At 69.8% G+C, this 26,069-nt stretch carries 27 protein-coding genes; 14 read left to right on the top strand and 13 right to left on the bottom strand.

All coding sequences use genetic code 11. The annotated features are described in order from the left end of the window. Positions 1-23: 23 nt before the first annotated feature. On the bottom strand, positions 24-842 hold the full coding sequence (locus CCN37_RS33365) for an alpha/beta fold hydrolase (protein WP_086828655.1): 819 nt from the start codon (positions 840-842) through the stop codon (positions 24-26). A gap of 94 nt (positions 843-936) precedes the next feature. Here CCN37_RS33365 and CCN37_RS33360 point away from each other — a divergent pair, with 94 nt between their 5' ends. Then, on the top strand, positions 937-1,479 hold the full coding sequence (locus tag CCN37_RS33360; protein ID WP_210408314.1) for an EF-hand domain-containing protein: 543 nt from the start codon (positions 937-939) through the stop codon (positions 1,477-1,479). Positions 1,480-1,489: 10 nt separating this feature from the next. Here CCN37_RS33360 and CCN37_RS33355 read toward each other — a convergent pair whose 3' ends face one another. Next, on the bottom strand, positions 1,490-2,317 hold the full coding sequence (locus CCN37_RS33355; protein WP_086828678.1) for a M55 family metallopeptidase: 828 nt from the start codon (positions 2,315-2,317) through the stop codon (positions 1,490-1,492). Between the two features lie 102 nt (positions 2,318-2,419). Here CCN37_RS33355 and CCN37_RS33350 point away from each other — a divergent pair, with 102 nt between their 5' ends. Genes CCN37_RS33350 through CCN37_RS33330 form a run of 5 tightly spaced genes read left to right on the top strand, consistent with a single transcriptional unit; the run spans position 2,420 to position 8,130 of the window. Further along, positions 2,420-4,234 (top strand): ABC transporter substrate-binding protein, encoded by a 1,815-nt coding sequence (locus tag CCN37_RS33350; protein ID WP_086828651.1) that lies wholly within the window; start codon positions 2,420-2,422, stop codon positions 4,232-4,234. A 5-nt stretch (positions 4,235-4,239) separates the two neighbouring features. After that, a complete protein-coding gene (locus CCN37_RS33345) occupies positions 4,240-5,268 on the top strand; it encodes an ABC transporter permease (protein WP_086828649.1) in 1,029 nt (342 codons plus the stop codon). Further along, complete coding sequence (locus tag CCN37_RS33340) at positions 5,265-6,167, top strand: ABC transporter permease (protein WP_086828647.1); 903 nt, start codon at positions 5,265-5,267, stop codon at positions 6,165-6,167. Before CCN37_RS33345 ends, CCN37_RS33340 begins: the two co-directional genes overlap by 4 nt. Further along, positions 6,167-7,162 carry an ABC transporter ATP-binding protein gene (locus tag CCN37_RS33335; protein ID WP_086828645.1) on the top strand — a complete coding sequence of 332 codons (996 nt, stop codon included), beginning with the start codon at positions 6,167-6,169 and terminating at the stop codon, positions 7,160-7,162. Before CCN37_RS33340 ends, CCN37_RS33335 begins: the two co-directional genes overlap by 1 nt. Then, positions 7,159-8,130 carry an ABC transporter ATP-binding protein gene (locus CCN37_RS33330; protein WP_086828643.1) on the top strand — a complete coding sequence of 324 codons (972 nt, stop codon included), beginning with the start codon at positions 7,159-7,161 and terminating at the stop codon, positions 8,128-8,130. The genes CCN37_RS33335 and CCN37_RS33330 overlap by 4 nt, the downstream gene beginning before the upstream one ends. Positions 8,131-8,176: 46 nt before the next feature. Here CCN37_RS33330 and CCN37_RS33325 read toward each other — a convergent pair whose 3' ends face one another. Then, positions 8,177-8,617, bottom strand: coding sequence for a hypothetical protein (locus tag CCN37_RS33325; protein ID WP_143261924.1), 441 nt, complete (start codon positions 8,615-8,617; stop codon positions 8,177-8,179). Positions 8,618-8,710: 93 nt separating this feature from the next. On the opposite strand from CCN37_RS33325, the gene CCN37_RS33320 reads away from it, so the two are divergent. Further along, the gene (locus CCN37_RS33320) at positions 8,711-9,307 is read left to right on the top strand and encodes a hypothetical protein (RefSeq protein WP_086828639.1); all 597 of its coding nucleotides are present in this window, start codon (positions 8,711-8,713) and stop codon (positions 9,305-9,307) included. Here CCN37_RS33320 and CCN37_RS33315 read toward each other — a convergent pair. From CCN37_RS33315 to CCN37_RS33295, 4 genes are all read right to left on the bottom strand, one after another. Beyond that, positions 9,295-10,509 carry a cytochrome P450 gene (locus CCN37_RS33315; RefSeq protein WP_210408313.1) on the bottom strand — a complete coding sequence of 405 codons (1,215 nt, stop codon included), beginning with the start codon at positions 10,507-10,509 and terminating at the stop codon, positions 9,295-9,297. The genes CCN37_RS33320 and CCN37_RS33315 overlap by 13 nt on opposite strands. Before the next feature lie 38 nt (positions 10,510-10,547). Further along, a complete protein-coding gene (locus CCN37_RS33310; RefSeq protein ID WP_086828637.1) occupies positions 10,548-12,020 on the bottom strand; it encodes a cell wall metabolism sensor histidine kinase WalK in 1,473 nt (490 codons plus the stop codon). Next, complete coding sequence (locus tag CCN37_RS33305) at positions 12,017-12,727, bottom strand: response regulator transcription factor (protein WP_086828635.1); 711 nt, start codon at positions 12,725-12,727, stop codon at positions 12,017-12,019. Before CCN37_RS33305 ends, CCN37_RS33310 begins: the two co-directional genes overlap by 4 nt. A 281-nt stretch (positions 12,728-13,008) precedes the next feature. Further along, entirely contained in the window at positions 13,009-13,851 is an 843-nt protein-coding gene (locus tag CCN37_RS33295; RefSeq protein ID WP_086828631.1) for a hypothetical protein, read from the bottom strand. Positions 13,852-14,339: 488 nt separating this feature from the next. On the opposite strand from CCN37_RS33295, the gene CCN37_RS33290 reads away from it, so the two are divergent. From CCN37_RS33290 to CCN37_RS33280, 3 genes are all read left to right on the top strand, one after another. Next, positions 14,340-17,432, top strand: coding sequence for an efflux RND transporter permease subunit (locus tag CCN37_RS33290; RefSeq protein ID WP_086828629.1), 3,093 nt, complete (start codon positions 14,340-14,342; stop codon positions 17,430-17,432). A 154-nt stretch (positions 17,433-17,586) separates the two neighbouring features. Next, complete coding sequence (locus tag CCN37_RS33285; RefSeq protein ID WP_086828627.1) at positions 17,587-17,961, top strand: helix-turn-helix transcriptional regulator; 375 nt, start codon at positions 17,587-17,589, stop codon at positions 17,959-17,961. Next, positions 17,958-18,446, top strand: a complete 489-nt coding sequence (locus CCN37_RS33280; protein ID WP_086828625.1) for an SRPBCC family protein — start codon at positions 17,958-17,960, stop codon at positions 18,444-18,446. Before CCN37_RS33285 ends, CCN37_RS33280 begins: the two co-directional genes overlap by 4 nt. A gap of 255 nt (positions 18,447-18,701) precedes the next feature. Here CCN37_RS33280 and CCN37_RS33275 read toward each other — a convergent pair whose 3' ends face one another. The 5 genes from CCN37_RS33275 to CCN37_RS33255 form a co-directional block, all read right to left on the bottom strand. Next, positions 18,702-20,252, bottom strand: a complete 1,551-nt coding sequence (locus tag CCN37_RS33275) for a class I adenylate-forming enzyme family protein (RefSeq protein WP_246843460.1) — start codon at positions 20,250-20,252, stop codon at positions 18,702-18,704. Positions 20,253-20,591: 339 nt separating this feature from the next. Next, positions 20,592-21,032 (bottom strand): hypothetical protein, encoded by a 441-nt coding sequence (locus CCN37_RS33270; protein WP_086828623.1) that lies wholly within the window; start codon positions 21,030-21,032, stop codon positions 20,592-20,594. 37 nt (positions 21,033-21,069) lie between these two features. After that, a complete protein-coding gene (locus CCN37_RS33265) occupies positions 21,070-21,360 on the bottom strand; it encodes a hypothetical protein (RefSeq protein ID WP_086828671.1) in 291 nt (96 codons plus the stop codon). 10 nt (positions 21,361-21,370) lie between these two features. Beyond that, positions 21,371-21,760, bottom strand: coding sequence for a RidA family protein (locus tag CCN37_RS33260; RefSeq protein ID WP_086828621.1), 390 nt, complete (start codon positions 21,758-21,760; stop codon positions 21,371-21,373). A 30-nt stretch (positions 21,761-21,790) separates the two neighbouring features. After that, positions 21,791-22,321: a DinB family protein gene (locus CCN37_RS33255; RefSeq protein WP_086828619.1), complete on the bottom strand. Its 531-nt coding sequence runs from the start codon at positions 22,319-22,321 to the stop codon at positions 21,791-21,793. A 34-nt stretch (positions 22,322-22,355) separates the two neighbouring features. On the opposite strand from CCN37_RS33255, the gene CCN37_RS33250 reads away from it, so the two are divergent. Further along, positions 22,356-22,808 (top strand): nuclear transport factor 2 family protein, encoded by a 453-nt coding sequence (locus CCN37_RS33250; protein ID WP_086828616.1) that lies wholly within the window; start codon positions 22,356-22,358, stop codon positions 22,806-22,808. Here the strand turns inward: CCN37_RS33250 and CCN37_RS33245 are convergent. Continuing rightward, positions 22,797-23,351, bottom strand: coding sequence for a TetR/AcrR family transcriptional regulator (locus CCN37_RS33245; protein WP_246843459.1), 555 nt, complete (start codon positions 23,349-23,351; stop codon positions 22,797-22,799). The genes CCN37_RS33250 and CCN37_RS33245 overlap by 12 nt on opposite strands. A 71-nt stretch (positions 23,352-23,422) precedes the next feature. On the opposite strand from CCN37_RS33245, the gene CCN37_RS33240 reads away from it, so the two are divergent. From CCN37_RS33240 to CCN37_RS33230, 3 genes are all read left to right on the top strand, one after another. Beyond that, positions 23,423-23,863 (top strand): nuclear transport factor 2 family protein, encoded by a 441-nt coding sequence (locus tag CCN37_RS33240; protein ID WP_086828612.1) that lies wholly within the window; start codon positions 23,423-23,425, stop codon positions 23,861-23,863. Positions 23,864-24,526: 663 nt separating this feature from the next. Beyond that, positions 24,527-25,135, top strand: a complete 609-nt coding sequence (locus CCN37_RS33235) for a hypothetical protein (protein ID WP_086828610.1) — start codon at positions 24,527-24,529, stop codon at positions 25,133-25,135. Beyond that, positions 25,080-26,030 (top strand): hypothetical protein, encoded by a 951-nt coding sequence (locus tag CCN37_RS33230; protein ID WP_143261921.1) that lies wholly within the window; start codon positions 25,080-25,082, stop codon positions 26,028-26,030. The genes CCN37_RS33235 and CCN37_RS33230 overlap by 56 nt, the downstream gene beginning before the upstream one ends. Positions 26,031-26,069: the final 39 nt, after the last annotated feature.

Raw genomic sequence — 26,069 nt, 5'->3', positions numbered from 1 at the left:
CAGGTGGTGTGCATGAGGGGATTCTAGCTGGTGGGAGGGGTGTGGGCGGCCACGAAGTCGAGCAGGGCGGCGGTGAGTTCGGCGGGGGCGTCCTCCTGGACGAGGTGGCCTGCGCCCGCGATGGGTTCGAAGCGGGCGCCAGGGATGAGCTCGGCGAGTTCGTGGCCCTTGGCGATCGGAATCCACGTGTCCTGCTCGCCCCAGCAGATGAGCACGGGGATGTCGATCTCCGGGTAGCGGTGCTGGACCTCGTCGGTGAAGTGCTGGTCGGACTGGGCGATCTGCCGGTAGAACGCGCCTTGGCCGGGGTCGCCGAGCCAGGGCGCGACGAGCTGGTCGAGCACGTCGGGGTGCAGGCCCTTGGCGCTGGCGGAGCTGACGTACTCGCGCACGAGGGCGCGGTGCAGCGCGGGCGGCAGCTGCTCGAAGACGGCGGCGTGCTGGCCGACGAGGCGGAAGAACGGCGAGCCCCACGGCGCGAGCGCGACGGGGTCGACGAGGGCCAGCGCGCGGTAGCGGGCGCCGTGCAGCAGGTGCGCGCGCAGCGACACCGCTCCGCCGAAGTCGTGCGCCACCACCAAAGGCGCTTCCAGGCCCCAGTGGTCGAGCAGCGACGCGAAGACCTGGCCCTGAGCGGCGAGGGAGACGTCCTGGCCGTCGTACTGGGCGGAAGCGCCGTAGCCGGGCATGTCCCACAGGAACACCTCGTGGTGGCGTGACAGGGATCGAGCCACCGCGCGCCACACGTAGGAGGAGAACGGGGTGCCATGGCACAACACCACGGGTGGCTTCCCTGCTTCACCGAGCTTGCGCCAGCGCACGTCGCCGAAGGTCTGCGTCATGCCCCGACGTTAGCCCCGGTCGGGGAATCGCCCCGGTCGCGCCCTCCGTGCCAAGATCATCGGCCAGCCCACCTGTCGATCGGGGATGCGACGCATGACAACCATGACGGACCAGAAGTTCAGCGCGCTCTTCGACTGGTTCGACCAGGACGGGGACGCGCACCTCGATCGCGAGGACTTCCGCGCGATCGCCGGGGTCTTCTCCAAGGTGGCCGCGGAGGACGACACGGCGACCGTCGCCGCCATCCACGACACCTTCGACGCGTGGTGGCGCCTGCTGCTCCAGCACGCCGACATCGACGGAGACGGTCTCGTCTCGCGCGCGGAGTTCGCCGCTGTCATGGCGCAGAACGTCACCGCTCCCGAGCACTTCGAGAGCGCGGTGATGGCGATCGCCGACGCGGTGATGCGCGCCTTCGACACCAACGCCGATGGTGTGCTCAGCCGGGAGGAGTACGTGCGCCTCTACTCGGTGCTCGGCGTCTCCGAGGAGCACTCGGCGCACGCGTTCACGCTGCTGGACCTCGATGGCGACGGTGTGATCAGCCACGCGGAGTACCGCACGGCGATCGTGGAGTTCTACCTGAGCACCGACCCGGCCGCGCCGGGCAACCACCTGCTCGGCCCGGTCGGCTGAGCCCCGGGACTCAGCCCCAGTCGGGTTCCTTGGCACCGGAGGCGATCGCGCAGACGATCTTGAAGCACTTCATCGCCTCGGTCATGTCCGGGGCGTCGAAGCCGACGCGCAGCACGTCGATCTGCTCCACCGTGGGGATCACGGCGGCGGCCGCGGCGAGGTGGGTGGCGTCGAACTCGACCTCGATGCGGTGCGGAGCCGGAGCGGTCGCGACACGCCCGGCGCGGGCCATGGACTTCTCGGCGCCGGTGCGGATCAGCTCCCACGCGCGCGCCGGGGGCAGGCAGATGGCGGCGTAGCGGCTGACGCACTCCTTGACGGCGACGTGCTCGGCGTCGGGGACGTAGTCCTGGGCGTCCACGCAGCAGCGGTCGTCGCCGGTGATCATCAGCACCGGGACGCCGTGCTCGGCGGCCAGCGCGGCGTTGAGCCTGCCCTCGCTGGCGAGCACGCCGTCGAGGTACACGCCGGTGACGCTGTTCTCCAAGTAGGTGTGCGCGAGGACGCCGTCCTGCCCGGCGGCGGCGTGGTAGCCGAGGAAGACCACTCCGTCCACACCGGAGCCCACGCCCTGCATCATCGACAGCGGCTTGTGCCGACCGGTGAGCATGCGGGCCCGCACGTCGAGGTCCTCGAGCAGCAGGTTGCGCTGCGAGCTGTGCGCCTCGTTCACGATCACCTCTGTCGCACCGCCCGCGTAGAGTCCCTCGACGCAGGCGTTGACGTCTCCGGTGAACACGGGGCGGAAGCGTTGCCATCCGGGGCTGCCTGGCAGAACGTCGCCACCGAAGGTGACCCCGGTGACGCCCTCCATGTCCGCTGAGATCAAGATCCGCACGGCGCCCACGTTACGTCTTGGCCGCCGTTTTAGGTACTCGTTGACTTCCACATCGCGTAAGTGGTTATTTTCTCGCACCCAGCGAGAAGGGTGAGGTGAACAATGTCGGCAGGTCGCCGGTTGGCAGGTTTTCTCAGCGCCTTGGTGTGCGGCGGTTTACTGGCGGCTCCCGTCGCCGTCCCCGCGCACGCCCAGCAGCAACAACAGCCTGGGCCGGTGCTGCGGGTGGGACTGCTGCAGAACATCGATTCGCTGAACCCGTTCCTCGCGGTGTTCCAGTCCTCGACCGAGCTCGGCCGGTTGATGTACGACTTCCTCAACACCAACGCGGCGAAGGACAACTCGCCCGCGCCGGGTCTGGCTGAGAAGTGGGAGTCCTCGCCGGACAAGCTCACCTGGACCTACACCGTTCGCTCAGGGGCGAAGTGGACCGACGGCACGCCGATCACGGCGAAGGACGTCGCGTTCACCTACAACCTGATGATGACCAACGACGCGGCCGCCACCGCCAACGGCAGCTTCGTCAGCACGTTCAAGTCGGTCACCGCCAAGGACGAGCGGACGCTGGTCATCGAGACCAAGACGCCGCAGGCGACCATGCTCTCCCTCGACGTGCCGATCGTCCCCGAGCACCTGTGGTCCAAGGTCTCCGACATCGGCAAGTTCGCCAACGACCAGATGCCGGTCGTCGGTTCCGGGCCGTTCATCCTCACCGAGCACAAGCCGGACCAGTTCATCCGGCTCAAGGCCAACAAGGACTACTGGCGCGGTGCCCCGAAGATCGACGAGCTGCAGTTCCTGTACTTCAAGAACAGCGACGCCGCGGTGCAGGCACTGCGCAAGGGCGAGGTCGACCTGATCAACCGGCTGACCCCGACGCAGTACCAGGCGCTGGGCTCGGACGCGAACATCACGCTGAACAAGGCGCCGGGCCGCCGCTTCAGCGAGCTGCTGATCAACCCGGGCGCGGCCACCCGCGACAACGTGGCCATCGGTGACGGCAACGCCGCGCTCAAGGACGTGCGGGTGCGCAAGGCGATCAGCCAGGGCATCGACACCAAGGCACTGGTCGAGCGGGTGCTCAAGGGCTTCGGCGAGCAGGGCAAGGGCCTCATCCCGCCGGTGTTCTCCGACTTCCACTGGGAGCCCAAGGGCGCCGAGCTGAACACCTACGACCCGGCTGCGGCGAACAGGGCGCTCGACGAGCTGGGCCTGCGCAAGGGCGCCGACGGCGTGCGGATCAGCACCGACGGCAAGCCGCTGAAGCTGCGCCTGTACGCGCGCAACGACCGCCCGAACGACGTCACCTCGGGCGAGTTCATCAAGCAGTGGATGCTCGACATCGGCATCGCCGTGGACTTCACCACGATCTCCGGCAACCAGATGAACGAGCAGACCAACACCGGCAACTACGACCTGGCGTTCTCCGGCTGGGGCACCAACCCCGACCCGGACTACATCCTGTCGCTGAGCACCTGCTCGCAGCGCCCGGGCGCCGACGGCAAGGGCGGCACCACCGCCGCTTACATGTGCGACAAGACCTACGACGAGCTCTACGCCAAGCAGCTGGCCGAGTTCGACCGGACCAAGCGCACCGAGCTGGTCAAGCAGGCGCAGGCCCGCTACAACGAGGTCCGGCCGTCGCTGGTGCTCTACTACGAGAACGCGCTGGAGGCCTACCGCTCCGACAAGTTCTCCGGCTTCGCCAAACAGCCCGAGGGCAACGGCGTGATCCGCGAGCAGAACGGCGTGTGGGGCTACTACGGCGCCGAGCCCGTCGGGTCGGCACAGGGCTCCGGCGGCTCCTCCGGCAGCGGCGTGCTGATCGGTGTCGTGATCGCCGTGGTCGTGCTCGGCGGCATCGCCATCGTCGTGATCTCCAAGCGCCGCAAGGTGTCCTCGGACGACCGGGAGTAGTTCTCGTGACTGACCTGCTCACCCCGGGTGAGCAGACGGAGCCGCCGGCCAGCACTGGCCGGCGGTCCTCGTCTGGCACCCTCCGCTTCGTCCTCGGCAAGCTCGGCGGCGCGGTCATCAGCGTCGCCTTCGTGGCTGGGCTGGGTTTCCTGCTCTTCCGCGTGCTGCCGGGCGATCCCGTCCTGACCATGACCCGAGGCCGTCCCACCACCCCTGAGGCGATCGCCGAGCTGCGCATCCGCTTCGGCCTCGACGACCCGCTGTGGAAGCAGTTCCTCGACTACGTCGGTGGCCTGCTGACCGGCGACTTCGGCACCTCCTACGCCTACAGCCGCCCGGTCGGCGAGATGATCCTGGAGCGCGTCGGCCCGACCCTGCTGCTGGTCGGCACCGGCACGATCCTCGCGGTCATCCTCGGCATGTGGATCGGCATCCGCGGCGCGTGGGAGCACGGCAGCCGCTTCGACCGCACCACCACCAGCCTCGCGCTGACCCTGTGGTCGGTGCCGACGTTCTGGCTGGGCCTGCTGCTGCTGATGCTGACCGGCAACCTGTTCCCCTCCGGCGGCATGGTCGACCCGAGCACGCCGAAGGAGTTCCTGCCGCAGCTGCTGGACACTGCCCACCACCTGGTGCTGCCGTGCGTCACCTTCGTCGCGGTGGTCTACGCGCAGTACCAGCTGGTGATGCGCTCCTCGCTGCTGGAGGAGATGGGCGCGGACTACCTCAACACCGCCCGCGCCAAGGGCATGCGCGAGGACATGGTGCGCCGCAGGCACGCCGTGCCCAACGCGATGCTGCCCGCGATCACCCTGGTGTTCCTGCACCTCGGGCTCGTGGTGCAGGGCGCGATCACGGTGGAGACGGTGTTCTCCTGGCCGGGGCTGGGCCTGCTGCTCTACGAGGCGCTGAGCTACCCCGACCTGCCGCTGCTGCAGGGCGTGTTCACCGTTCTCGCCGGGAGCGTGGTGGCGATGAACGTGGTCGCTGACCTGCTCTACCGGGTGTTCGACCCCAGGGTGCGTGCCGTATGAGCCAAAAACAGTCTCCCAGCGCGCTCGGGTGGGCTCGGCGCAAGGAAGCCGCTTCGCGGGCGTGGAAGCAGTTCCGCGCGCAGCGCAGCGGCCTGGCCGGGCTGATCGCGCTCGGCGTGATCGCGGCGCTGGCCATCCTCGCCCCGGTGCTGACGAACTCCGCGGAGCTGGACGTCACCAAGGTGACCGGCCCCTCGCTGGGCGCGCCGAGCGGGGACTACCTGCTCGGCACCGACGAGAACGGCCGCTCGGTGCTGTTGCTGACGTGGTGGGGCGCGCGCGTCTCGCTGACCGTCGGCCTGTCGGCGGCGCTGCTGTCGGTGGTGATCGGCACGGTGATCGGTGTGCTGTCGGCGCACTTCGGCGGCTGGGTGTCGGCGATCCTGATGCGCTTCACCGACTTCTTCCTGGTGCTGCCGTCGCTGGTGCTGGCGATCGCGCTGTCCACGGTCCTGGACCGCGGGCTGTTCACGATCATCCTGGCGATCGGGCTGACCTCGTGGCCGAGCACCGCGCGCCTGGTGCGGGCGCAGACCCTGTCGGTGGAGGCCCGCCCCTACATCGAGCGGGCGCGGGCGCTGGGCGGCGGGCACACGCACGTGATCACCAAGCACGTGCTGCCCTCGGTGCTGCCGCTGGTCTTCGCCAACACCACGCTCGCGGTGGCCAGCGCGATCATCGCGGAGTCCACGCTGTCCTTCCTCGGCCTGGGTGATCCGACGCAGGTCACGTGGGGATCGATGCTGAAGTCGGCGGCGAGCAACGGCGCGGTGACCACCGGCGCGTGGTGGTACCTGCTGCCGCCCGGCCTGGGCATCGTGGCCGTGGTGCTCGCCTTCACCCTGTGCGGAAGGGCTCTGGAGACCGTGCTCAACCCGAGGCTGCGAGGGGAGCGCTGATGTCGGCACTGCTGGAGTTGCGTGACCTGACCATCGACTACCGCTCGCGCCGTGGCCTGGTGCCCGCTGTGCGCGGGGTCAACCTCACCCTGGAGGCCGGGCAGACCCTCGGCATGGCGGGGGAGTCCGGCTGCGGGAAGTCGACCCTGGCCATGTCCGTGCTGCGGCTGCTGCCGAAGACGGCGGTGATCGGCGGCGAGGTGCTGCTGGACGGCGAGGACGTGCGCACGATGTCCTTCGGGCGGCTGCGCGCGGTCCGCTGGGCGGGCGCGTCGGTGGTCTTCCAGGGCGCGATGCACGCGTTGAACCCGGTGCTGCGCATCGGTGACCAGCTGGCGGAGCCGATCACGTTGCACGGCGGGGCGGGCGCGAAGTCCAGCTCGCCCGCTGACGTGCAGCGCGCGGTCGGTGAGCTGCTGGAGCGCGTCGGGCTGCCCCGGCGGCACGCGAAGGCCTACCCGCACGAGCTCTCCGGCGGGCAGAAGCAGCGGGTGATGATCGCGATGGCGCTGGCCTGCGGGCCGCGCCTGGTGATCGCCGACGAGCCGACCACCGCGCTGGACGTGATGGTGCAGGCGCAGGTGCTGAAGCTGCTGGGCGAGCTGGTCAGCGAGTCCGGGATCGGGTTGATGATGATCAGCCACGACCTGTCGGTGCTGGCCCAGACCTGTCAGCGGCTGGCGGTGATGTACGCGGGCCGGATGGTGGAGCTGGGGCCGAGCGCCCAGGTGATGCACCAGCCCGCGCACCCCTACAGCAAGGCGCTGGCCGCGGCGTTCCCGACGGTCGGCGACCCGGCGTCGCGGATGGCTCCGCAGGGGTTGCCGGGTGATCCGCCCGATCCGACGAACCTGCCGGGCGGGTGCCCGTTCCACCCGCGCTGCCCTGTGTCCACTGTGGAGTGTGAGAGCACGGATGTGCTTCTGCGCCAAGCAGAACCGGGCCACCAGGCAGCGTGCGTGCGGATCGAAGAGCCTGCGGGGGAGCCGGTATGAGCGAGCTGATCAGGGCTGAGGACCTGTCGGTGCGGTTCACCGCGCGCGGTGGTGCCACGGCGCGCGCGGTGGATGGTGTGCGCCTGACGGTGCGCAAGGGCGAGATCGTGGCGCTGGTCGGCGAGTCCGGCTGCGGCAAGACCTCGCTCGCCCGCTCGCTGCTGGGCCTGGTCCAGCCCGCGCAGGGCGTGATCCGGTTCGAGGGTGAGCCGCTGCCGACCACCGCGAAGGGCCTCAAGGCCTACCGCAGGCAGGCGCAGCTGGTGTTGCAGGACCCCACGGGCGCGCTCAACCCCCGGCACAGCGTCTACGAGGCGGTGGCCGAGGGGCTGCGCATCCACAAGGTGCCCGGCGATGAGCGCGAGCTGGTCGCCGATGCCTTGTCCCGGGCGGGTTTGCGGCCGCCGGAGCGGTACTTCCTGGCGTTCCCGCACGAGCTCTCCGGCGGGCAGCGGCAGCGCGTGGTGATCGCGGGCGCGCTGGCCTTGCAGCCGAAGCTGCTCATCGCCGACGAGCCGGTGGCCTCGCTGGACGCCTCCGTGCGCGGGGAGATCTTGGCTCTGCTGCTGAAGCTGCGGCAGGACCTGGATCTCGCGGCGCTGGTGGTGACGCACGATCTGGGCCTGGCGTGGAACATCGCCGACCGGGTCGCGGTGATGTACCTGGGCAGGCTCGTGGAGGTCGGCCCGGTCGAGGAAGTCCTCACCGCGCCGAAGCACCCGTACACGCAGGCGTTGTTGTCGGTGCTGTCGGAGACCGAGGAGCCGATCGTGCTCTCCGGTGAGCCGCCGGACCCGACGCGCATCCCCGCCGGGTGTCGTTTCCACCCGCGCTGTCCCTTGGTGGCGGCCGGGTTGCCGGAGGAGATGGAGCGCCGCTGCCGCACGCAGGACGTGCCCATCCTCACCGGCGGTGAGGAGACCGAGGTCGCCTGCCACGTCGCGGCCGCCCGAGCCGCCAGCGCTTGAACGACAGTGAACCCCCGCCTCAGCGCGGGGGTTCACTGCTTTCTGCTCAGTGTGAGTGCTGGGCGGGTTCGGACGCGGCGCGGGCGCGGAGCTTGCTGCCGGTGAGCAGGCCGATGAGGCACAGCGCGGTGAGCGGCAGGCCGATCATGAAGACCATGCCGACACCGATGTTCGCGCCGATGCCGCCCGCGGTGAGGACGCGTCCGAACAAGCCCAGCACGGCGCCGAGCAGCAGCGCTGCGGCGAAGGGAAGCCGCCACAGGCCCTTGGCGCGCACGAACACCGCGACGCCGATGATGACGCCAGCGACGCCCAGGGCCACGTCGACAGCGGGGTGGTAGGCGGGCAGCTGGTAGTAGTAGTCGAGGCGTGTGCCCGGTGGCATCTGTGCGGACTGGTCGCCGACGGCCCACCACGTGATGAGCGCACCGGCTCCGACCAGCGCCACTTCCGACCACACGGGTGCTTTGGGTACCTGGGTAGTCATCGCTTCACCATCTCGTGCCTGGCGCGGCTCCGCCATCCGGGCAGCGCGCTGTGGTCGAATCCGCCGAGGTTTTCTCGGAGAACAGGAGCGGCTGTGTACGACGACTTCCTCCCGTACGAGCTGTACGAGACCGACCCGGCCGAGGTCGTGGAGCAGGTGTCGAAGTACGGCGTGGCGCTGCTGGTCGAGCAGGTCAACGGCGACGAGCGGAAGCGGCTGTTCCGCGAGGCCAGGAACCTGACGCACGCGCACGGCGACCGGGTGGTGCTGCGCCGGGAGAACACCGGTGCCGAGGGCGCGTCCTTGAAGTGGGCCTTCGACCAGCCGTGGATGCACACGGTCGCGGAGGCGTTCTTCGGCGCGGAGCCGTTCGTGTTCAACCCCGAGATCACGCTGATCACCGCCGAGCCGGGCAACCCGAACCCGGTGCCGCAGGTCGAGGACGGCCCCGGGCTGACGTTCCTGCTGTACGTGACCGGGGTCGACGCGGACAACGGCGTGATGCGCGCGATCCTGGGCTCGCACAGCGTCGGCAAGCGGCTGCCGTCAGCGGAGCCGACCGATCGGCTGGCCAAGCTCACCGGTGAGATGGGCACGGTCGTGGTGATCGACAACGACGTGACCCTGCGCAACGCGATCGTCCGCAAGCACCCGCGCATCACCGCCGCGGCGCGCTGCTACAAGGGCTGAGCCACGGTCATCGGCAGCGAGCGCGGGTGCGGGACCCCGGCGAAGACCTCGCGCACGCGGTGACCGGGCACGGGGTCCAGGCGCCACTGTCGCAGGACGGTGGTGAGCACGATCGTCATCTCGGTGCGGGCGAAGGTGTCGCCGATGCACTTGCGCGCGCCGTCCCCGAACGGCAGGAACGCACCGGCCGGAGGCGGCTCTCGGTCGGGGTCGAAGCGCTCCGGTTCGGAGTACCACTTCGGGTCGCGGTGCAGGGCGTAGGGGCTGATCACCAGCTCCGTCCCCACAGGCAGATCCTGTCCGGCCAAGCGCACGGGCACCAGCGCGCGCCGCATCACCAACGGCACGGAGTGCAGGCGCATCACTTCGTTCAGCACGCGCTCGGCGTACGGCGGGTCCTCGCGGATGCGCGCGGCGCTCTCGGGATGCTGGCCGAGGTGGTGGAAGGCCCAGCTCAGCGCGGCGGCTGAGGTCTCGGTCCCGGCGAGCAGGATGGTGATCAGCTCGTCTCGGACCTGGACGTCGCTCATCGGCGTGCTCAGCAGCAGCGACAGCAGGTCACCGTGGTCGATGCCGCGAGCGTGGTAGTAGCCGATGATCTCCTCCAGCACCGCGCGCAGCCGTCGGGAGGCGGTGTCGAAGTCGCGGTGCGCGCGGATGGGCAGGCGGTCGAGCGCTTTCGGGGCGAGCGCGCGGATCGCGGTGTTGCGGGAGATCACCGGCAGGGAGCGGTGGATCTCGGCGATCGCGGCCGCGCTGGGCTCGGAGGAGAACATCGTCTCGGTGACCGCGCCGAGGGTCAGCTCGTGCATGGCCTTGTCCACCGCGACGGTCTGCCCCGCTCGCCAGGACTCCGCGAGCGCGGCGGCTCGGCGGCGCATGACCTCGGCGTATCCGGGCATGCGGGCGCGGTGGAAGGCGGGTTGCATCAGCCGCCGCTGGCGTTGGTGGGTTTCCCGGTCGGCGGTGACCAGGCCGGAGCCCAGCAGCGGGCGGACGCGGTCGAAGAGCCTGCCCTTGGTGTAGTCGCGGGCGTCGGTGACCAGCACCTGGTGGATGAGCTCCGGGCTGGTCACCGCGTACACCGGCAGGGTGCCGACGTCGACGCGCACGAGGTCGCCGCGCCGGCTCAGCGAAGCCAGGAACGCGAAGGGCCCGCGCGCCATGGCAGGCAGGTGCCCGAGCAGCGGCCAGCTGATCACCGCGACCACCCCCTTTCGACGAGCGGGGTGCGGACACCCTAGAGCAGCGGGAGCAGGACCCGGAACGTCGCGCCGCCGCCGGGGGTGGGGAGGTGCTCGACGGTGCCGTCGTGGGTGTCCACGATCGCAGCCACGATCGACAGGCCCAGCCCGGAGCCACCGGTGCTGCGGGTACGCGAGGGATCGCCTCGGTAGAACCGTTCGAAGGCGTGTTCGACCTGGTCAGCGGTGAGCCCGGGGCCGCGGTCGATGACCTCCAGCAGCCCATGCGCCCCGTCCGGCGACACCCCGGCGCGCACCGTCACCGGCGTGCCGGGCGGGGTGTGCGCGAAGGCGTTGCCCAGCAGGTTCGCCGCGACCTGGTGCAGCCGCTGCTCATCGCCGAGCACCAGCGGCGGGGGAACGTCGTCGGGCGAGTCCTCGGGCAGGATCACCAGGCTGACCGGGCGTTCGGGGTCCAGCGCGCGCACCGACTCGATGGCCTCGGCCGCGACCGGGATCAGGTCCACCGGCTGGCGATCCGCCGGGCGCTCCTCGTCCAGGCGCGCCAGCAGCAGCAGGTCGTCCACGAGCACGCTCATCCGCCGCGACTCCGCCTCCACCCGGCTGAGCAGGTGCGTCACCTCCTCCGGGGTGACCGCGCCCTGCCGGTGCAGCTCCGCGAGCCCCCTGATCCCGGCCAGCGGGGTGCGCAGCTCGTGGGAGGCGTCGGCGACGAAGCGCCGCAACCGCGCCTCGGACTCCGCGCGCTGCTGGAAGGCCCCGTCGATCTGGGTGAGCATCGTGTTCAGCGTCATCGCCAGGCGCCCGATCTCCGTGCCCGGCGCGCTGCGCACCGGCACGCGCCGGGAGAGGTCACCGCGCGCGATGATCGACTCCGCTGTCCTTTCGACGTCTTCCAGGGGTTTCAGCCCGACGCGCACGGCGGCGATGCCGAGCACGGTGAGCACGATCAGCACCACGATCGCCACGCCCAGCTCGATCAGCGCGAGGCTGCCCTGGGTCTCGGCGCGGCTGGTGGTGTCGAAGGCGACGACCGCGAGGCCCCGGTCACCGGCCATCACGCGGACGCTGACGCGGTAGCCCTGGTGCCGCTGCCCGCCGAGCGCCTTCACGTCGAAGGGCTGCCCGCCGCGCGCCCGCGCGGACTCCAGGTCCAGCGGCGGCAGCTCCGGCAGGGTGCGCGGGCGCTCGTCGGCGGCGAAACGCCTGCCCAGCGCGCCGTCGGGCTTGCGGTACTCGATCACGTACTCGTGCGGGAAGCCCTCAACGCGCACGGCGTTGGGGGGCGGGTTGAACGGGTCGTTGGTCTCTTCGAGGTGGATCAGCGCCTCGTGCACGACCCGCAGTTGCTCGTCGATGCGCGCGGTGAGGTAGGTGCCGAGCAGGCTCGCCGCCGCGGCCGCCGCGATGAGCAGCCCGAACCCGGCCACCACCAGGGTGCCGATGAGCAGTCGCGCCCGCAGGGACAGCCTGCGCAGCCGGGTCGTGGTGCGGTTGAGCAGCTTCATGCCTGCGGCAGCCTCAGGCTGTAGCCGAAACCGCGCAGGGTGTGGATCAGCGACGGTTCGACGATGTCGACCTTGCGGCGCAGCAGGCTGATGTAGGACTCCACGATCCGCGCGTCACCGGTGAAGTCGTAGCGCCACACGTGGTCCAGGATCTGCGCCTTGTTGACCACCTTGCCCGCGTTGAGCAGCAGGTAGTGCAGCAGCTTGTACTCGGTCGGGGAGAGCTTCACGATCCGCCCGGCCCTGCGCACGTCGCAGGTCTCCTCATCCAGCTCCAGGTCGGCGAAGCGCAGCACCGGGCGTGGCTGGTCGGCCTCGTCCTCGCCGCCGCCGACACGGCGCAGCACCACCCGGATGCGGGCGACGACCTCCTCCAGGCTGAACGGCTTGGTGACGTAGTCGTCGCCGCCGATGGTCAGCCCGGTGATCTTGTCATCGGTGGTGTCGCGGGCGGTCAGGAAGATGACCGGCGCCTTCACCCCGCGCGAGCGGAGGAGCCGGGTCACCTCGAAACCGTCCAGGTCGGGCAGCATCACGTCGAGCACCAGCAGTTCGGGCTGGAACTCCGCGGCCACAGCCAGCGCCTCGGTACCGGAGGCGGCGGTGCGGACGTCGAAGCCGACGAAGCGCAGGCTGGTGCTCAGCAGCGCGGTGATCGTCGGCTCGTCGTCGACGACGAGCAGCCGCGTCTTCTCCTGGGCGCTCACCCCGCCGGTCTCCTCCCGTGTCGCGTGTGGGCGCAGCTTGGCGCACGAGCCTGCAAGCAGCCTGACCGGTTCCTGAATATCACCTCAAAGCGCGGCGCTCACCTCACTGGAGCTCGACAGCCGTGGGCCGGTCGGAGCAGGTGGGCACACGAAGAAGAGACCTCCCGAGTCGCCGAGCATCAGTTCCGTCCCCTTGGGCGCGGTCGCGTAGTCCGGGACGCCTTCTCCTCCGGCAGACCGGAAGGTCATCTCGGCCGCTGTCTCGGTGGGAATCCACGGTTTCAGCAGCACTGGAACTCCACGGCCGTGGGCCGGTCGGGGCACGTGGGGCACACGAAGAGGTAGACGCTGCCGACGTCGCCGATCATCAGGTCCATTCCTCTGGGCGCGCTGTTGTGGGCGGGGACGAGCTTGTCCGAGATGATCACCGACCCCGGCTGCACGCCGTGGCCGAACAGGGAGAACCCGGCGGCGTCGAACTCCTCGTCCTTCCCGATCCAGGTGTTGCCGGTGGAACCGTTGGTCAGGGTGAAGCGCACCTCCTTCTGGAAGTCCAGCTCCGCCGCCGTCTCCTGCGCCATCCACGCGCCGACGTCACCGTGCTCGGCACTGGCCACGGTCAGCAGGAGATCCATCCGGTGCCCTTGCGCGCATTCCGGCTGAAAAATGTCCTGAATCCAGTAGCCCCATCCGCCGACCTTCGTTCCCGGCGCTGCCGACAAGTGCGGGCCGTACTTCCACGTCTGGTCCTGTTCCCATTCGGCGATCCGGTCCCGCAGTTCCTCGGAGTCCAGCTCGTCGCTGTCGGGGAACTCCACCACGCGTTCTGGTGCGATCCGGCACGGCTTCGGAAGGCAGCCGGGCTCGCTGTCCTCGTGCGGCTCCAGCGCTGTGGCCAGCTCTTTCACCGTCGAGCTGTCCCGCCACCACACCTGGGGTCGAGGGGCGTAGTGCGGCTCGTGGTCGACCGGGCACCACAGCACCTGGCACACGTCGGTGCCCTCGGGGAAAGGCAGTTCCGGAATGTCGCGCGCGTAGAACTGCGCGATGGCCACCATCGGCAACGAGGCAGCCGGATCGTCGGCGTACTCCACGCGCCGCAGTTCCCGGATGCTCGCCTGCACCTTTCGAACTCGCGATAGATCGGCGTCACGTCGCCGTGGTTGCCAACGCCGATGAGGGCGTTCATCTCGTCGTTGAGCGCGTTCTTGCGCTGTTCCAGCACCTGCCATTCAGCGCTGGTCAGCGGCCGGGGGTCGTCGTGGTCGATCGTGCACACCGGCCACGGCTCCTCGGCGGGCCACAGCAGCGGCCCGCCGAGTGAGGACTCGTGCGCGGTGGTCGCGCCCTCGCGGGGGTGCAGTCGGACCGCGGTGCGGGCGGACTCGGTCAGCTCGGGGAACAGCGCCACGATGTCGACCGGCTTGTCCGGCGTGGTGAAACCCATGCGCGCATCCTGCCTGGCCGGTCTGACAGTGCCGTTCGACGGTGCCGGTGGTGACGCAGGTCGCGACAATTTTTCAGCGGACTTCCAGGTTCGTTCGAGCTGTCCTTCGGGCTGGAGTGCTCAGCTGGTCTCCAGAGACCCCCGCAGCGAGGAGACGATCCCGAGATGTCAGCACTGGCCCGGCTCAGCCTCGCCAACCGCGGGCTCATCGCGCTGATCGCGATCGCGATCACCGGCTTCGGCGCGTGGGCCGTGCCCGCGCTCAAGCAGCAGATGCTGCCCGATCTGCAACTGCCCACGATCTCCGTGGTCGCGCCCTACCCGGGCTCCGCGCCGGCGATCGTGGAATCCCAGGTCACCGTCCCGATCGAGCGCGCAGTGCGCTCCGTGCAGGGGGTGACGGAGACGACCGCGTTCTCCCGCTCCGGCTCGGCGACCGTGCAGATCACCTTCGACTACGGCACCGCCGTCTCCGACATCACCGGCGAGGTGGAGCGCGCGGTCAGCCGGATCTCCGCGCAGCTGCCGGAGAACGTCACCCCGCGCGTGGTGGCGGGCACCACCAGCGACCTGCCCGTGGTGCAGCTGGCCGCCAGCGGCGGCTCCGACGAACAGGCGCTGGCCAAGGCGCTGCGGCAGAACGTGCTGCCCGAGCTCCAGGGCATCGAGGGCGTCCGCGAGGCCGCCCTGACCGGAGCCCGCGATCCGCAGATCACGATCACCCCGGACACCGCGAAGATGCTGCGCGCCGGGATGACCTCGCTGTCGGTGAGCAACGCGCTCAAGGCCAACGGCATCGCCATCCCCGGCGGCACCCTCACCGACGACGGCAAGTCCTCCTCGGTCTCCGTCGGCGGCGCCTTCTCCTCCGTCGACGACCTCAAGAACCTGCCCCTGACCTCCACCACCCGCCCCGGCACGACTGTCAAGCTCAGCGACGTCGCCACCGTCGATCAGGGACTGGCCGAGGCCAGCACGCTGACCAGGACCAACGGCCGCCCCAGCCTCGGCGTCGGCGTCACCGCGGGCCCCGACGGCAACGCCGTGGCGATCTCGCACGCGGTCAACGACAAGCTCCCGCAGCTGCGCACCGCGCTCGGCCAGGGCGCCGCGCTGACCGTCGTCTTCGACCAGGCACCCTTCGTCGAGCGCTCCATCGAGGGCCTGACCACCGAAGGACTGCTCGGCCTGGTCTTCGCCGTCCTGGTGATCCTGGTCTTCCTGTTCTCCGTGCGCTCCACCCTGGTCACCGCCGTCTCCATCCCGCTGTCGGTGCTCATCGCGCTGATCGCGCTGTGGATGGGGGAGTACTCGCTGAACATGCTGACCCTCGGCGCGCTCACCATCGCGGTGGGCCGGGTGGTCGATGACTCCATCGTGGTGCTGGAGAACATCAAGCGGCACCTCGGCTACGGCGAACCCAAGGGCGTCGCGATCACCACGGCCGTCCGCGAGGTGGCCGGCGCGGTGACCTCCTCCACGATCACCACCGTCGCGGTGTTCCTGCCGATCGCCGTGGTCGGCGGCATGGTCGGCCAGCTCTTCGCGCCCTTCGCCCTCACCGTCACCGTGGCGCTGCTGGCCTCGCTGGTGGTGTCGCTGACGATCGTGCCGGTGCTGGCGTACTGGTTCCTCAAGCCCTCCACCGTCGACCGCGAGGAAGCTGAGGAGAAGGAGCGCAACGGCTTCCTCCAGCGCAGCTACGTGCCGGTCCTGCGGTGGTCGGTCACCCACCGCGCCACGGTCCTGCTCGTCGCGCTCGGCATCTTCCTCGGCACGCTGGCCCTGGTGCCGCAGCTCAAGACCAACTTCATCGGCGGCGACGGCCAGAACACCCTCTCGGTCAAGCAGGAGATGCCCGTCGGCACCAGCCTCGAGGCCACCGACGCCGCGGCGAAGAAGATCGAGAAGGTGCTCGGCCAGGTCAAGGGCGTGCAGTCCTACCAGGCCACCATCGGCGGCGGGGGCGGCTTCCCCGGGCTCGGCGGCCCGGCGGGCGGCGCGACCTCCGCGACGTTCTCGGTCACCACGGACGTGGAGGCCGACCAGGCCGCGATCGAGAAGGACCTGCGCACCCGGATCACCTCCCTGGTGGAGGTCGGCAAGGTCAGCGTGCAGGCCGCCGGTGGTGGCTTCGACGGCTCCAAGCTGGAGGTCGTCGTCCAGGGCCCCGACGACGCCGCGCTGGCCAAGGCCACCGAGGACGTCCGCCGCACCGTCGCCGAGACCCCCGGCACCACGGACGTGGCGAGCAACCTCACCGCCGACGCCCCGCTGGTCGACGTGAAGGTGGACCGCCAGGCCGCCGCGCGCGCCGGGCTGACCGAGGCCGCGGTCGGCCAGGTCGTCGGCGAGGCGCTGCGCGGGAGCACGCTGAGCAAGGTCGTGGTCAACGGCACCGAGCAGGAGGTCGTGCTGCGCGGCTCCGGCACTCCGTCCAGCGTGGACGGCCTCAAGGCGATGCAGGTGCCGACCCTGGCGGGCCCGGTGCGCCTGGACAGCATCGCCGAGGTGAAGACCTCGACCGGCCCGACGCAGCTGACCAGGACCGACGGCACCCGCAGCGCCACCGTGACCGCCACGGCCACCGGCTCCGACCTCGGCGCGACCAGCGCGGAGCTGGCCAAGCGGTTGCAGGCGCTGAAGCTGCCCGCCGGTGCTTCCTACGAGATCGGGGGAGCGACCTCGCAGCAGCAGGACGCCTTCGCCGACCTCGGCGTGGCCCTGGTCGCCGCGATCGTGCTGGTGTTCCTGGTGATGGTGGCGACCTTCCACAGCCTGGTGCAGCCGCTGATCCTGCTGGTGTCGGTGCCCTTCGCCGCGACCGGCGCGCTGGGCCTGCTGCTGATCACCGGCACCCCGCTGGGCGTTCCCGCGCTGATCGGTCTGCTGATGCTGGTCGGGATCGTGGTGACCAACGCGATCGTGCTGATCGACCTGATCAACCACTACCGGGCCGAGGGCATGGGCGCCACGGAGGCGATCGTGGAGGGCGGGCGGCACCGGCTGCGCCCGATCCTGATGACCGCGCTGGCCACGATCGGCGCGCTGACGCCGATGGCGCTCGGGCTGACCGGTGGTGGCGGGTTCATCTCGCAGCCGCTGGCCGTGGTGGTGATCGGCGGCCTGGTCAGCTCGACGCTGCTGACGCTGGTGGTGGTCCCGGTGCTGTACGCGGTGGTGGACAAGCTGACCGGGCGCAGGCCCGAGGAGATCGACCCGGTGACCGAGACGATGCCCAAGCACGCCCGCCTCTGATCCTCGCGCTGCCAGCGGCCCCCGCCCGAACCTGGGCGGGGGCCGCTTCGTGCGCAGCTCAAGGCACTTGCGCAACCATTAGGTTGACAACGCCGGGGGCGGCTCCTACAGTCTTGCTCAACCAAATGGTTGCAAACGAGCTGGAGGTGACCCGATGACCGCGCCCCAACCCGACGACCGGCTCAACCGGGTCTTCGCGGCACTGTCGGACCCCATCCGCCGCGACATCGTCGCCCGGCTCTCCGTCGCCGACGCGACCGTGGGCGAGCTGGCCGAGCCCTACGAGGTCTCCACCCAGGCCGTCTCCAAGCACCTCAAAGTGCTCGAAGACGCCGGACTGGTCAGCCGCAGCCGCGACGCCCAGAAACGGCCGTGCCACCTCGAAGCGGAGGTGTTCGACCTCATGACCAAGTGGATCGAGCGCTACCGCCGCCAGGCAGAGGAGCGGTTCACCCGCCTCGACGCCCTCCTGGCGGCCATGGACGACACCGAAGACGCACGCGAAGACACCGAAGGAGCAGCGTCATGAGCACCAGGACCAGCAACGAGACCACCATCGAAGCCGACCCGAACCTGCCGACCATCCGCATCACCCGCGAGTTCGACGCCCCCGCCGCCAAGGTCTTCCGCGCCTACACCGACCGCGAGCTCTACGCCAAGTGGATCGGCCCCCGCAGCGTCACCACCGACATCCAGGACTGGGACGCCAGCACCGGCGGCAGCTACCGCTTCACCAACTCCCGCGACGGCGAACTGCTGGCCTCCTTCTACGGCTCCTTCCACGAGGTCCGCGACGGCGAGCGCATCGTCCAGACCTTCACCTACGAGGGCTACCCCGACGGCGTCAGCCTGGAGACCATGACCTTCGAGGACCTCGGCGACGGCCGCAGCCGCATCGTCGGCCTCTCCGTCGTCGACACCATGGAAGCCCGCGACGCCATGATCGCCAGCGGCATGGAGACCGGCGTCGTCGAGGGCTACCAGAAGCTCGACGAACTCCTCGCCGACCTCTGAAGATCCACACCAGACCCCGCTCCGCGCCAGCCACGTAGACTCTTCCCCGTGCACCCCACCGCCCGCACCCCCTCAACGCGCCTCGCGGTGGTCTGGAAACCCCCGTTTCGTACTCATAACGGGAAATAGAGCGCTCCCAAAGGCCGTCATGAGTACGAAACGGAATCTTGGCGCGCCTGGGAGACGTGGAGTGGGCGTTGGCCTGGGGCGGCGCCGACGCCGGCAGACGCGGCTCAACCACGCGCAGGACCGGCGCTAGAGACGACGACGCAACTCCCGCCGCACCAACGTCCCCGCGAAGGTGCGGGGGAGAGCGTCGACCATCTCGAACCGATCCGGCACCGCCACACCACGCCCCCGCAGGTGCTCACGCACAGCCTCGTCGTCGAGAACGTCCGCGACCACGAACGCGCACACCTCGCCCTCCGGCGACGCCACCACCGCGGCCTCCGCAACCAACGGGTGCTCCGCCAACGCCGACTCCACCGCAGACGGCACCACCCGCACCCCGTCCCGCACGATCACATCCCGTACGCGGTCGACATAGCGCAGCAACGGCCCGACGAACTCGAACAGATCACCCGTCCGCAGAAACCCCAGCTCATCAAAGGGATCGTCCCCGGTCCCCAACAGATAGCCCGGGAACACCGTCGGACCCGCCACCCGCAGCTCACCCACGCGGCCAGGCTCAGTGATCTCCCGCTCCGACACCGGATCGACCAAGCGCATCCGCAACGCCCCACGCGGGAACAACCGCGCCCTCGCCTCCGGATCAGCGACATCGGCCGCCGTGCTGAACAGCACCGTCCCCTCGCACGACCCGAAGAAACTCACCACCGGCACACCACGCCGCTCCTGCCACTCCCGCACCACACCAGGGGAGAGCGACCCCGAACCCACCATCGCGCGCACCGACGGCAGCTCCCGCCGCACCAACGACGCCAACAACGCGGGCGGCACCACCGCACACGTCACGTGCTCCGCCGAGATCTGCCGCACAAGATCAACCGGCTGCCCCGCAACCAACCGACATCCCGACAACAACCACGGCAACACCGCACCCGCGATCCCCGCCACGTTCACCAGCGGAAACGCATTCACGATCACATCGTCCGCCGCCAACGCCACCGCGCCGGCACACGCCCGCGCGATCGCCAACCAGTCGTAGTGCGCCCGAGGAACCGCCTTCGGCGTCCCCTCGGTCCCCGACGTCCAGCAGATCGACACGCAATGGTTCGGATCGGCCTCATAACCCCCGACCGGGACCGCCCGCTCCGCCGCGTCCACAGCCACCACCCGACGCGGCACCTTCGGCCCGAACGCCAACACCGTCACCACGTCACCGCACACCTGACGCGCCACCCCCGCCGGCCGCCGCCCACCGATCCGCGTCGCCGTCACCAACGTCCGCACACCAGCCAACGGCAACAGCGCCCGCAGCTCGTACTCCCGGTACCGCGCCGGCAACGGACACACCACACCACCCAGGCGCACCACCGCCAGGAACGTCGCGACCAGCTCCACGCAGCCCGGCAACTGCACACCCACGATGTCGCCCGGCCCCACACCGTTGCGCTGCAACAGCGCCGCCAGCCGGTCCACCTCCACGTGCAACCGCGCCCAACTCCACCGGTGCGGCGCGATCCCCGTCAGCTCCACCTTCTCGGGGGAGTCCACCACCGCCAGCGCACCCGGCCGCTCCCGCACCTGCCGCCGGAACAACCCGTCCACCGTCTCCGGCCCCCACCAACCACGCGCGGTGAACTCCAGCACGCGGGAAAGCGGGTGCAACGCGGAGGCGGTCACGGGTCCTCCCTGGTCCAACAGGGGGTAAGGCCAGCGACGCTACGTCACGGCCCACGCCACCCACACCCGCTCGTCACAACCCGTTACCAGCAGGTAATCGGCTTGCTTTGCACCCTGCCGCAAACGACTGGGCCACCCCTCCGCTGGGTCAGCAACAGAACGAACAAGACCATCAAGGCGATCAAGAGCTGGGGCACGAGGAGCCGCCGCACACTCCGCCCCGGCCAGTCCACGCTCCGAGCACTGGACTACGACGGCGTCGACCTACCGCGCAAAGCCAGCGGCACCAAATCCACTGCTACGACATGCTCATCGTCACGAAACTGCACTGCTGAGCACTCAACCCGCGCACAGACGACAGTCCTCGAACACACCCACGAACAACCCGTGCCGCCCACACCGCCGCAGATGCGCCTCATCGCGCTCGTACTCCCACCAACCCACCACCGACGACAACGGCGGGGCCGGCACGTACCCGCGCACCACCTCGCGATACCGCCGCAGGTAGCCCAACGCCGCAGGCGGGTCGTACCCCAACACCTCCCACCGGTGCCGACCCAACGCCGTGTCCACCACCCGCAGCAGGAACTCCCGCTGCACCGGCCACTCCGCCTCACCCCACGGCAGCTCGTCCAGATCGAACCCGTCGTTGCCCCCACCGATGCGGGAGTTGCAGCACAGCAACGCGAACCGCACCTCCCACTCCGACGCCGCCAGATCGCACGCCGCCAGCGCGAGCACGTCCAGGAACACCTCCGTGCCCCCGTTCGACAGGTACAACCCATGCTCCGCGTCGGCCCGAGACCGCCCGAACGAACTACCCATCGCTCACCCCGCGCCACACCGTGAAGAACCCGTCCGCCCACTGGTCCTCGTCCACGACGCAGCTGGACGTGAAGAAGCAGTCAGGCTCATCAGCGAAACCAGGAAGCTCCCGCGCGCGCTCGATCCGCTCCTGAGCACGCCGCTCCGACGAATAGACACCGAGGAGCTTGAGGTCATCGCCCTCCTCCTCGTCCAAGGCCAGCTCGCCCTCATCGTCGACGTGATCGATCGAGCCGTCCAGGTTCCTCGCGTGCCGCACGTGCCAGAGCAGGACAACCTCCACCTGAGCCACCTCAGCCCCGCACCGCCACCGCTTCGACCTCGACCAACTGGTCGTCATAACCCAGCGCCGCGACACCCAGCAACGTGCTCGGCGCATCGTGGTCACCGAACGCCGCGCGCACGACCTCCCACACCGCCACCAGATCCGCCTGCTCCGACGACCGCACGTACACCGTCGACTTCGCCACCCCCGCCAACGACGACCCCGCCGCACGCAGAGCGACCTCCAGGTTCTCCATCACCTGCCGCGCCTGCCCCACGAAATCGCCGACCGCGACCGTCCGCCCCTCCGCGTCCAACGGACACGCACCCGCCGTGAACACCACACCGTTGGCCACCGACGCGTACGCGTACTCCGCGACATCACTCAGCTTCACACCACGAACAAGCTCAACACCCATGCCACGATCCTGCCGACACCGGCAACCGGATTACTCGCCGACCAACCCGTCAGCGAACTCCCGCAACACATCCAGGTGCCCCACGTGCCGAGCCGTCTCCTGCACCACGTGCGCCAAGACCCACCGCACCGTCCGATCACCACCGACCTCGCGCAGCGCCAGGTCGTCCGGCCCCAACCCCGCCAACGCCTCCTCCGACCGCACCCACTCCGCCTGGTACGCCGACAACACCGCCTCCGGAGTGTCAGCGGGGGAGAGGCGGAACTCCGCGCACTCGTCCTCCGAATCCCACAGCAACGGCACGTCCAACCCACCACCGACGCGCGACATCCAGAACCGCTCCACCGCGGTCAGGTGCTTCACCACACCCAACAAGCTCATCAACGGCGACGTCGGCCACGGAGTCGCCGCCGCCAGCTCCGGCGCCACACCCACCACCTTGTTCACCGCCGTCGCCCGCAAGAACCCCAGGAACTCCCACTGCAACCGCAGCTCGTCCTCAGCGAGCTCCGTCGGCCACGATCGGGCAACACCGTCGAGCCCCCACACCTCATTCGCCATTCCGCTGAGGCTAGACGCGCCTAGAGTCGCCGGTATGACAGATGATCTGGCCGACCGCCTCCACCGAGTCGAGAGCGAACTGGCCATCCAGCGGCTCGTCCACGAGTACTGCCACGGCGCCGACAAGCAGGACCTGCACCGCTTCACCGCCATCTGGCACGAGGACGCCGTCTGGGCACCCACCCCCGGCCGCCGCCACGACGGACTCGACGCCATCCGCGCCGGCATCAAGGCCGAGTGGCAGAAGTACCAGCAGATGCACCACTGGACCGCCAACCACGTCATCACCCTCGACGGCGACCGCGCCAGCGGCGAGGCCGACGCCGAGATCTCCGTCCAGTTCCCCGACGGCTCCTGGGTCCGCGGCGGCGGCACCTACCGCGACGTCTACACCCGCCGCGACGGCGTCTGGCGCATCACCTACCGCGAGATCTCCACGTCCTTCGACATCGACCGCCTCCCACCCGGCGCCAGCTCACCCGCCTGACCCGCGCAGACCCGCGCTCAACACCCCGAACAACCGCGCAGCCCGTTCCGCGGACACCTCGCCGAGCGACGAGTCGTGCAGCCCGGCCAGCACCCCCTTCAACAGCACGACCACATCCGCCGTCTCCAGATCAGCGCGCACCGCACCCACCCGCTGAGCGCCCCGCATCAGCTCACCCAGCACCTCGTGCAGCTCCTCGCGCACCGCGCTCGGCACCGCGATCGCATCCGTCAGGTCCCGCTTCGACACGGCCTGCTCACCCAGCCGCGCCAGGAAGCCGAAGAAGGCGGCGCCGGGGTCCTCGTCCCCGGCCCGCTCCCTGGCCCCGGCCACCAGGTCCTGCACCTGCGCCGTCACCACGGCCTCGAACAGCGCCTCCTTGGTGGGGAAGTGCCGGTAGACCGTGCCCGGCCCCACGCCAGCGCGCGCGGCGATCTCGTCCAGCGGCACCCCGAAGCCGGAGGCCGCGAACACCTCCTTCGCCGCCTTGAGCACCAGTTCCCGGTTGCGCCGAGCGTCGGCGCGCAGCGGACGCTCAGCCACGGCTACCAACCGGGGCGTGCGTTCCGTATAGTCGAAGCGGAGTCACCGTTCCGATTCTACGAGGAGCGCCCATGAGCGCAACGAACCAGCAGGTCGCAGAGCAGGTCCGGCGCATGGTCGAAGGCCGGGAGCACGTCGACTTCGCCGACCTCTTCGCCCCGGACGGCGTCATGACCTTCCCGTTCGCCCCGCCGACGATGACGAGGGAACTCGTCGGCCAGGACGCCATCCGCGCGAACCGGCGCGCCGCGGCGGTGCACCGTGAGCTGATCGACGTCCACGAGGTCGGCCTGGTCACACACCAGAGCACCGACCCCGAGGTGATCGTCATCGAGATCACCCACCACGGCTGGGCCAAGGCGCCCAGCGAGGCATACTCGTTCACCGCGCTGGGCGTCCTGCGCATCCGCGAGGGCAAGATCGTGCGTTACGACGACTACATGGACCCGATCGCCTTGACCCGAATGCTCGGCCGCACTCCCGACCTCATCAACGCCCTTGCCGCCGCCTAGCGTCGCCAGGGGAGCGGTCTCATTTCCCGCTATGAGTACGAAACGGATTCTACGACCCGCTGAGCAGCTCCTTCGCCCATGGGAGAGAGTCGCGCGCGTTCTTGTCCAGGGTGATGCGCCTGCGGGAAGAATTGATCGCGCGAGTAACCACCGTTGCCAGTTTGGTGGATAATTACTGTTATCCACCAAATACGGATGGGGGTCGGTCGTTTCTCCTGAGTCCACACGGGGAGTGCGGGAATGATCCCCGAATTTGCCGGGGTGCGCATTCTCGCTTCCGTGCCGACGTCCGGACACCATGCCCATATGCGTCACTGTGACGAAACGAGGGAAGGTGTCCGGACGTCGGTGGGCGAGCCCCTGGAGGCCCCTCAGTGCCCGGTGGCCGCCTCCGCACCTCGCGGACCCCGTCGCAGCACGACGAGCGGGCGGCACAGCGAAGCGCGCATGAGCAGCGCGTGCGGCAGTCAGCGATCCGCGGGCTGTGCGACCAGCCGCGGAAGCTCGGCACACCAGGCGTTCGAAGCCCCTCTCAGACGTATCCGCCCAGGTCGGCAAAACGCCGATAATCTACATTATGTCAACTAAGCGTTCGGGACCCGTCCCGTCGGCCTCTGGTGATACTCCCCTCCGCAGCTGTCGGCGCACAGAGGGTGAGGTTCGGTGGCGAACGGACTTGGCGCGTTGCTGGCGGTCTTCCGCGAGCTCGTCGACCGCCCGAGGTGGTGGCGTCGGCCGGACAAGGCGATCCGCGGCGACCGCCCGCTCCCCGTGATCTGCTTGATCAAGAACGCCTCGGGTGACGACCACGACTTCGCCAGGATCGACGCCGATGGCGCTGACGAGGCCTGCGCGCGGCGTTGGGAGCCGGCGCGCCGAGGTTCGCTGCCGCTGTTGCCGTTGCTGGACGAGCTGGCGACGCAGTTGAAGGTGAACAGGTTCAGCAGGAACGGTTTGCGGCGGTTCCGGCACTACGGGCTGGTGGACTGGCTGAGCTCGCAGTCGCTGGCGCCGGGCGACGACGGGCACCGGGACATGTTCCGGCGGTTGCAGGACTGGGTACCGGCGGCCCGTCGATCCGGAGAACCGACCGGCCTCGGGCGGGTTCGACGGTGCTCTCCCCCAGCCTTCCTGGTTGTTGACCTTGCTCGCGGTGTGGCGCCGGCCGGTGCGCGCGTGGCTGTGGTGCGTGTTCGGGCGGGAGCCGAAGTGGTTGATGCGCCAGCCTTTCATGGTGCCCGGGCACTCGACGGGGTTCGTCGGTTTCGCTGAGCGGCTGACGCGCAGCGGGCGGTCGACGGAGAACCTGGAGAAGCTGCTGGCGCACGCCTTCCTCCAGGACCTGCGCGCGGAGTACCGGCCTCGTGCGGTGCGGTTGCGGAGGTGGCGGCGGACCTCGTACGTGCCGGTGCTGTTGGAGAACGTGTCCGAGGACAACGGTGGCTGGCGGTTGTTGCGGCTGGTCAACGACATCCGGAACGAGTCGACGGAGCACGGCCCGCTGCTGATCGTGGCGACGGTGTCGGCTCCGGTGGCTGAGGCGAAGGAGGCGTTCGAGGAGTGGCGGGAATGGCTCCCCGCCGGGCGGCAGACGTTGCGGCCGGACGCGCGGTTGCTGTTCTTGGAGCTGCCGGAGGGTGCTGCTGGTGACGGCGATGCGGTGGTGGTGTTCGAGGCGCGGCGGCCGCCGTTGCTGGCGCGGAAGCTGGTTTTCGTCCCGTTGGTGGTGGCGGTGTTGACGGCCGGGGTGCTCGCGGCGGGTGACGGGTTGTACCTGCGGTGGCGGCACGACTGCCTGCGCCCCTTCTCCCCCGGTGTCGAGCTGCGGTGGTTGGACGGGATCAAGGAGTGCGTCGGCTACAGCGACAACGCTTCGCGGGTGTTCGGTGCGGACGCGCGGAGGCGGTGCGGGTGCCCGCGGCGCAGCGGGTCGCGGTGGGTCGAGAGATCCGGGAGTTGCGGTCGTTCGAGGGTGCGTCGGGTCCGGTGGAGTTCGCGGGGTCGCGGACGGGTGAGGCGCGGGCGGTGTCGGTGTTGCGGGTGTCGGATCTGCACGTTCTGGCTCAGGTGCCGTCGTGCGTGTTCGTGGTGCGGGGGTCGGTGCCCTCCCCCGTGTGCTGAGTGGGTGACGGGTGCGAACCGTGACCGGAACGAACTTGGACGCTGATCATGGTTCGGGATAGTCGGGGGTTCGGGGTACCACGAC

It is taken from the genome of Allokutzneria sp. NRRL B-24872 (genome assembly GCF_002155965.1).
In the GTDB taxonomy this organism is placed as follows: Bacteria; Actinomycetota; Actinomycetes; order Mycobacteriales; family Pseudonocardiaceae; genus Allokutzneria.
The sequence above is the reverse complement of the archived record's forward strand: the minus strand, read 5'-3'. Positions and strand labels throughout refer to the sequence as shown.

Coding starts and splice junctions, on each gene's coding strand:
- CCN37_RS33365 (WP_086828655.1), bottom strand. CDS start 842: ATGACGCAGACCTTCGGCGACGTGCGCTGGCGCAAGCTCGGTGAAGCA.
- CCN37_RS33360 (WP_210408314.1), top strand. CDS start 937: ATGACAACCATGACGGACCAGAAGTTCAGCGCGCTCTTCGACTGGTTC.
- CCN37_RS33350 (WP_086828651.1), top strand. CDS start 2,420: ATGTCGGCAGGTCGCCGGTTGGCAGGTTTTCTCAGCGCCTTGGTGTGC.
- CCN37_RS33340 (WP_086828647.1), top strand. CDS start 5,265: ATGAGCCAAAAACAGTCTCCCAGCGCGCTCGGGTGGGCTCGGCGCAAG.
- CCN37_RS33335 (WP_086828645.1), top strand. CDS start 6,167: ATGTCGGCACTGCTGGAGTTGCGTGACCTGACCATCGACTACCGCTCG.
- CCN37_RS33330 (WP_086828643.1), top strand. CDS start 7,159: ATGAGCGAGCTGATCAGGGCTGAGGACCTGTCGGTGCGGTTCACCGCG.
- CCN37_RS33325 (WP_143261924.1), bottom strand. CDS start 8,617: ATGACTACCCAGGTACCCAAAGCACCCGTGTGGTCGGAAGTGGCGCTG.
- CCN37_RS33310 (WP_086828637.1), bottom strand. CDS start 12,020: ATGAAGCTGCTCAACCGCACCACGACCCGGCTGCGCAGGCTGTCCCTG.
- CCN37_RS33290 (WP_086828629.1), top strand. CDS start 14,340: ATGTCAGCACTGGCCCGGCTCAGCCTCGCCAACCGCGGGCTCATCGCG.
- CCN37_RS33285 (WP_086828627.1), top strand. CDS start 17,587: ATGACCGCGCCCCAACCCGACGACCGGCTCAACCGGGTCTTCGCGGCA.
- CCN37_RS33280 (WP_086828625.1), top strand. CDS start 17,958: ATGAGCACCAGGACCAGCAACGAGACCACCATCGAAGCCGACCCGAAC.
- CCN37_RS33260 (WP_086828621.1), bottom strand. CDS start 21,760: ATGGGTGTTGAGCTTGTTCGTGGTGTGAAGCTGAGTGATGTCGCGGAG.
- CCN37_RS33255 (WP_086828619.1), bottom strand. CDS start 22,321: ATGGCGAATGAGGTGTGGGGGCTCGACGGTGTTGCCCGATCGTGGCCG.
- CCN37_RS33250 (WP_086828616.1), top strand. CDS start 22,356: ATGACAGATGATCTGGCCGACCGCCTCCACCGAGTCGAGAGCGAACTG.
- CCN37_RS33240 (WP_086828612.1), top strand. CDS start 23,423: ATGAGCGCAACGAACCAGCAGGTCGCAGAGCAGGTCCGGCGCATGGTC.
- CCN37_RS33230 (WP_143261921.1), top strand. CDS start 25,080: ATGCGCCAGCCTTTCATGGTGCCCGGGCACTCGACGGGGTTCGTCGGT.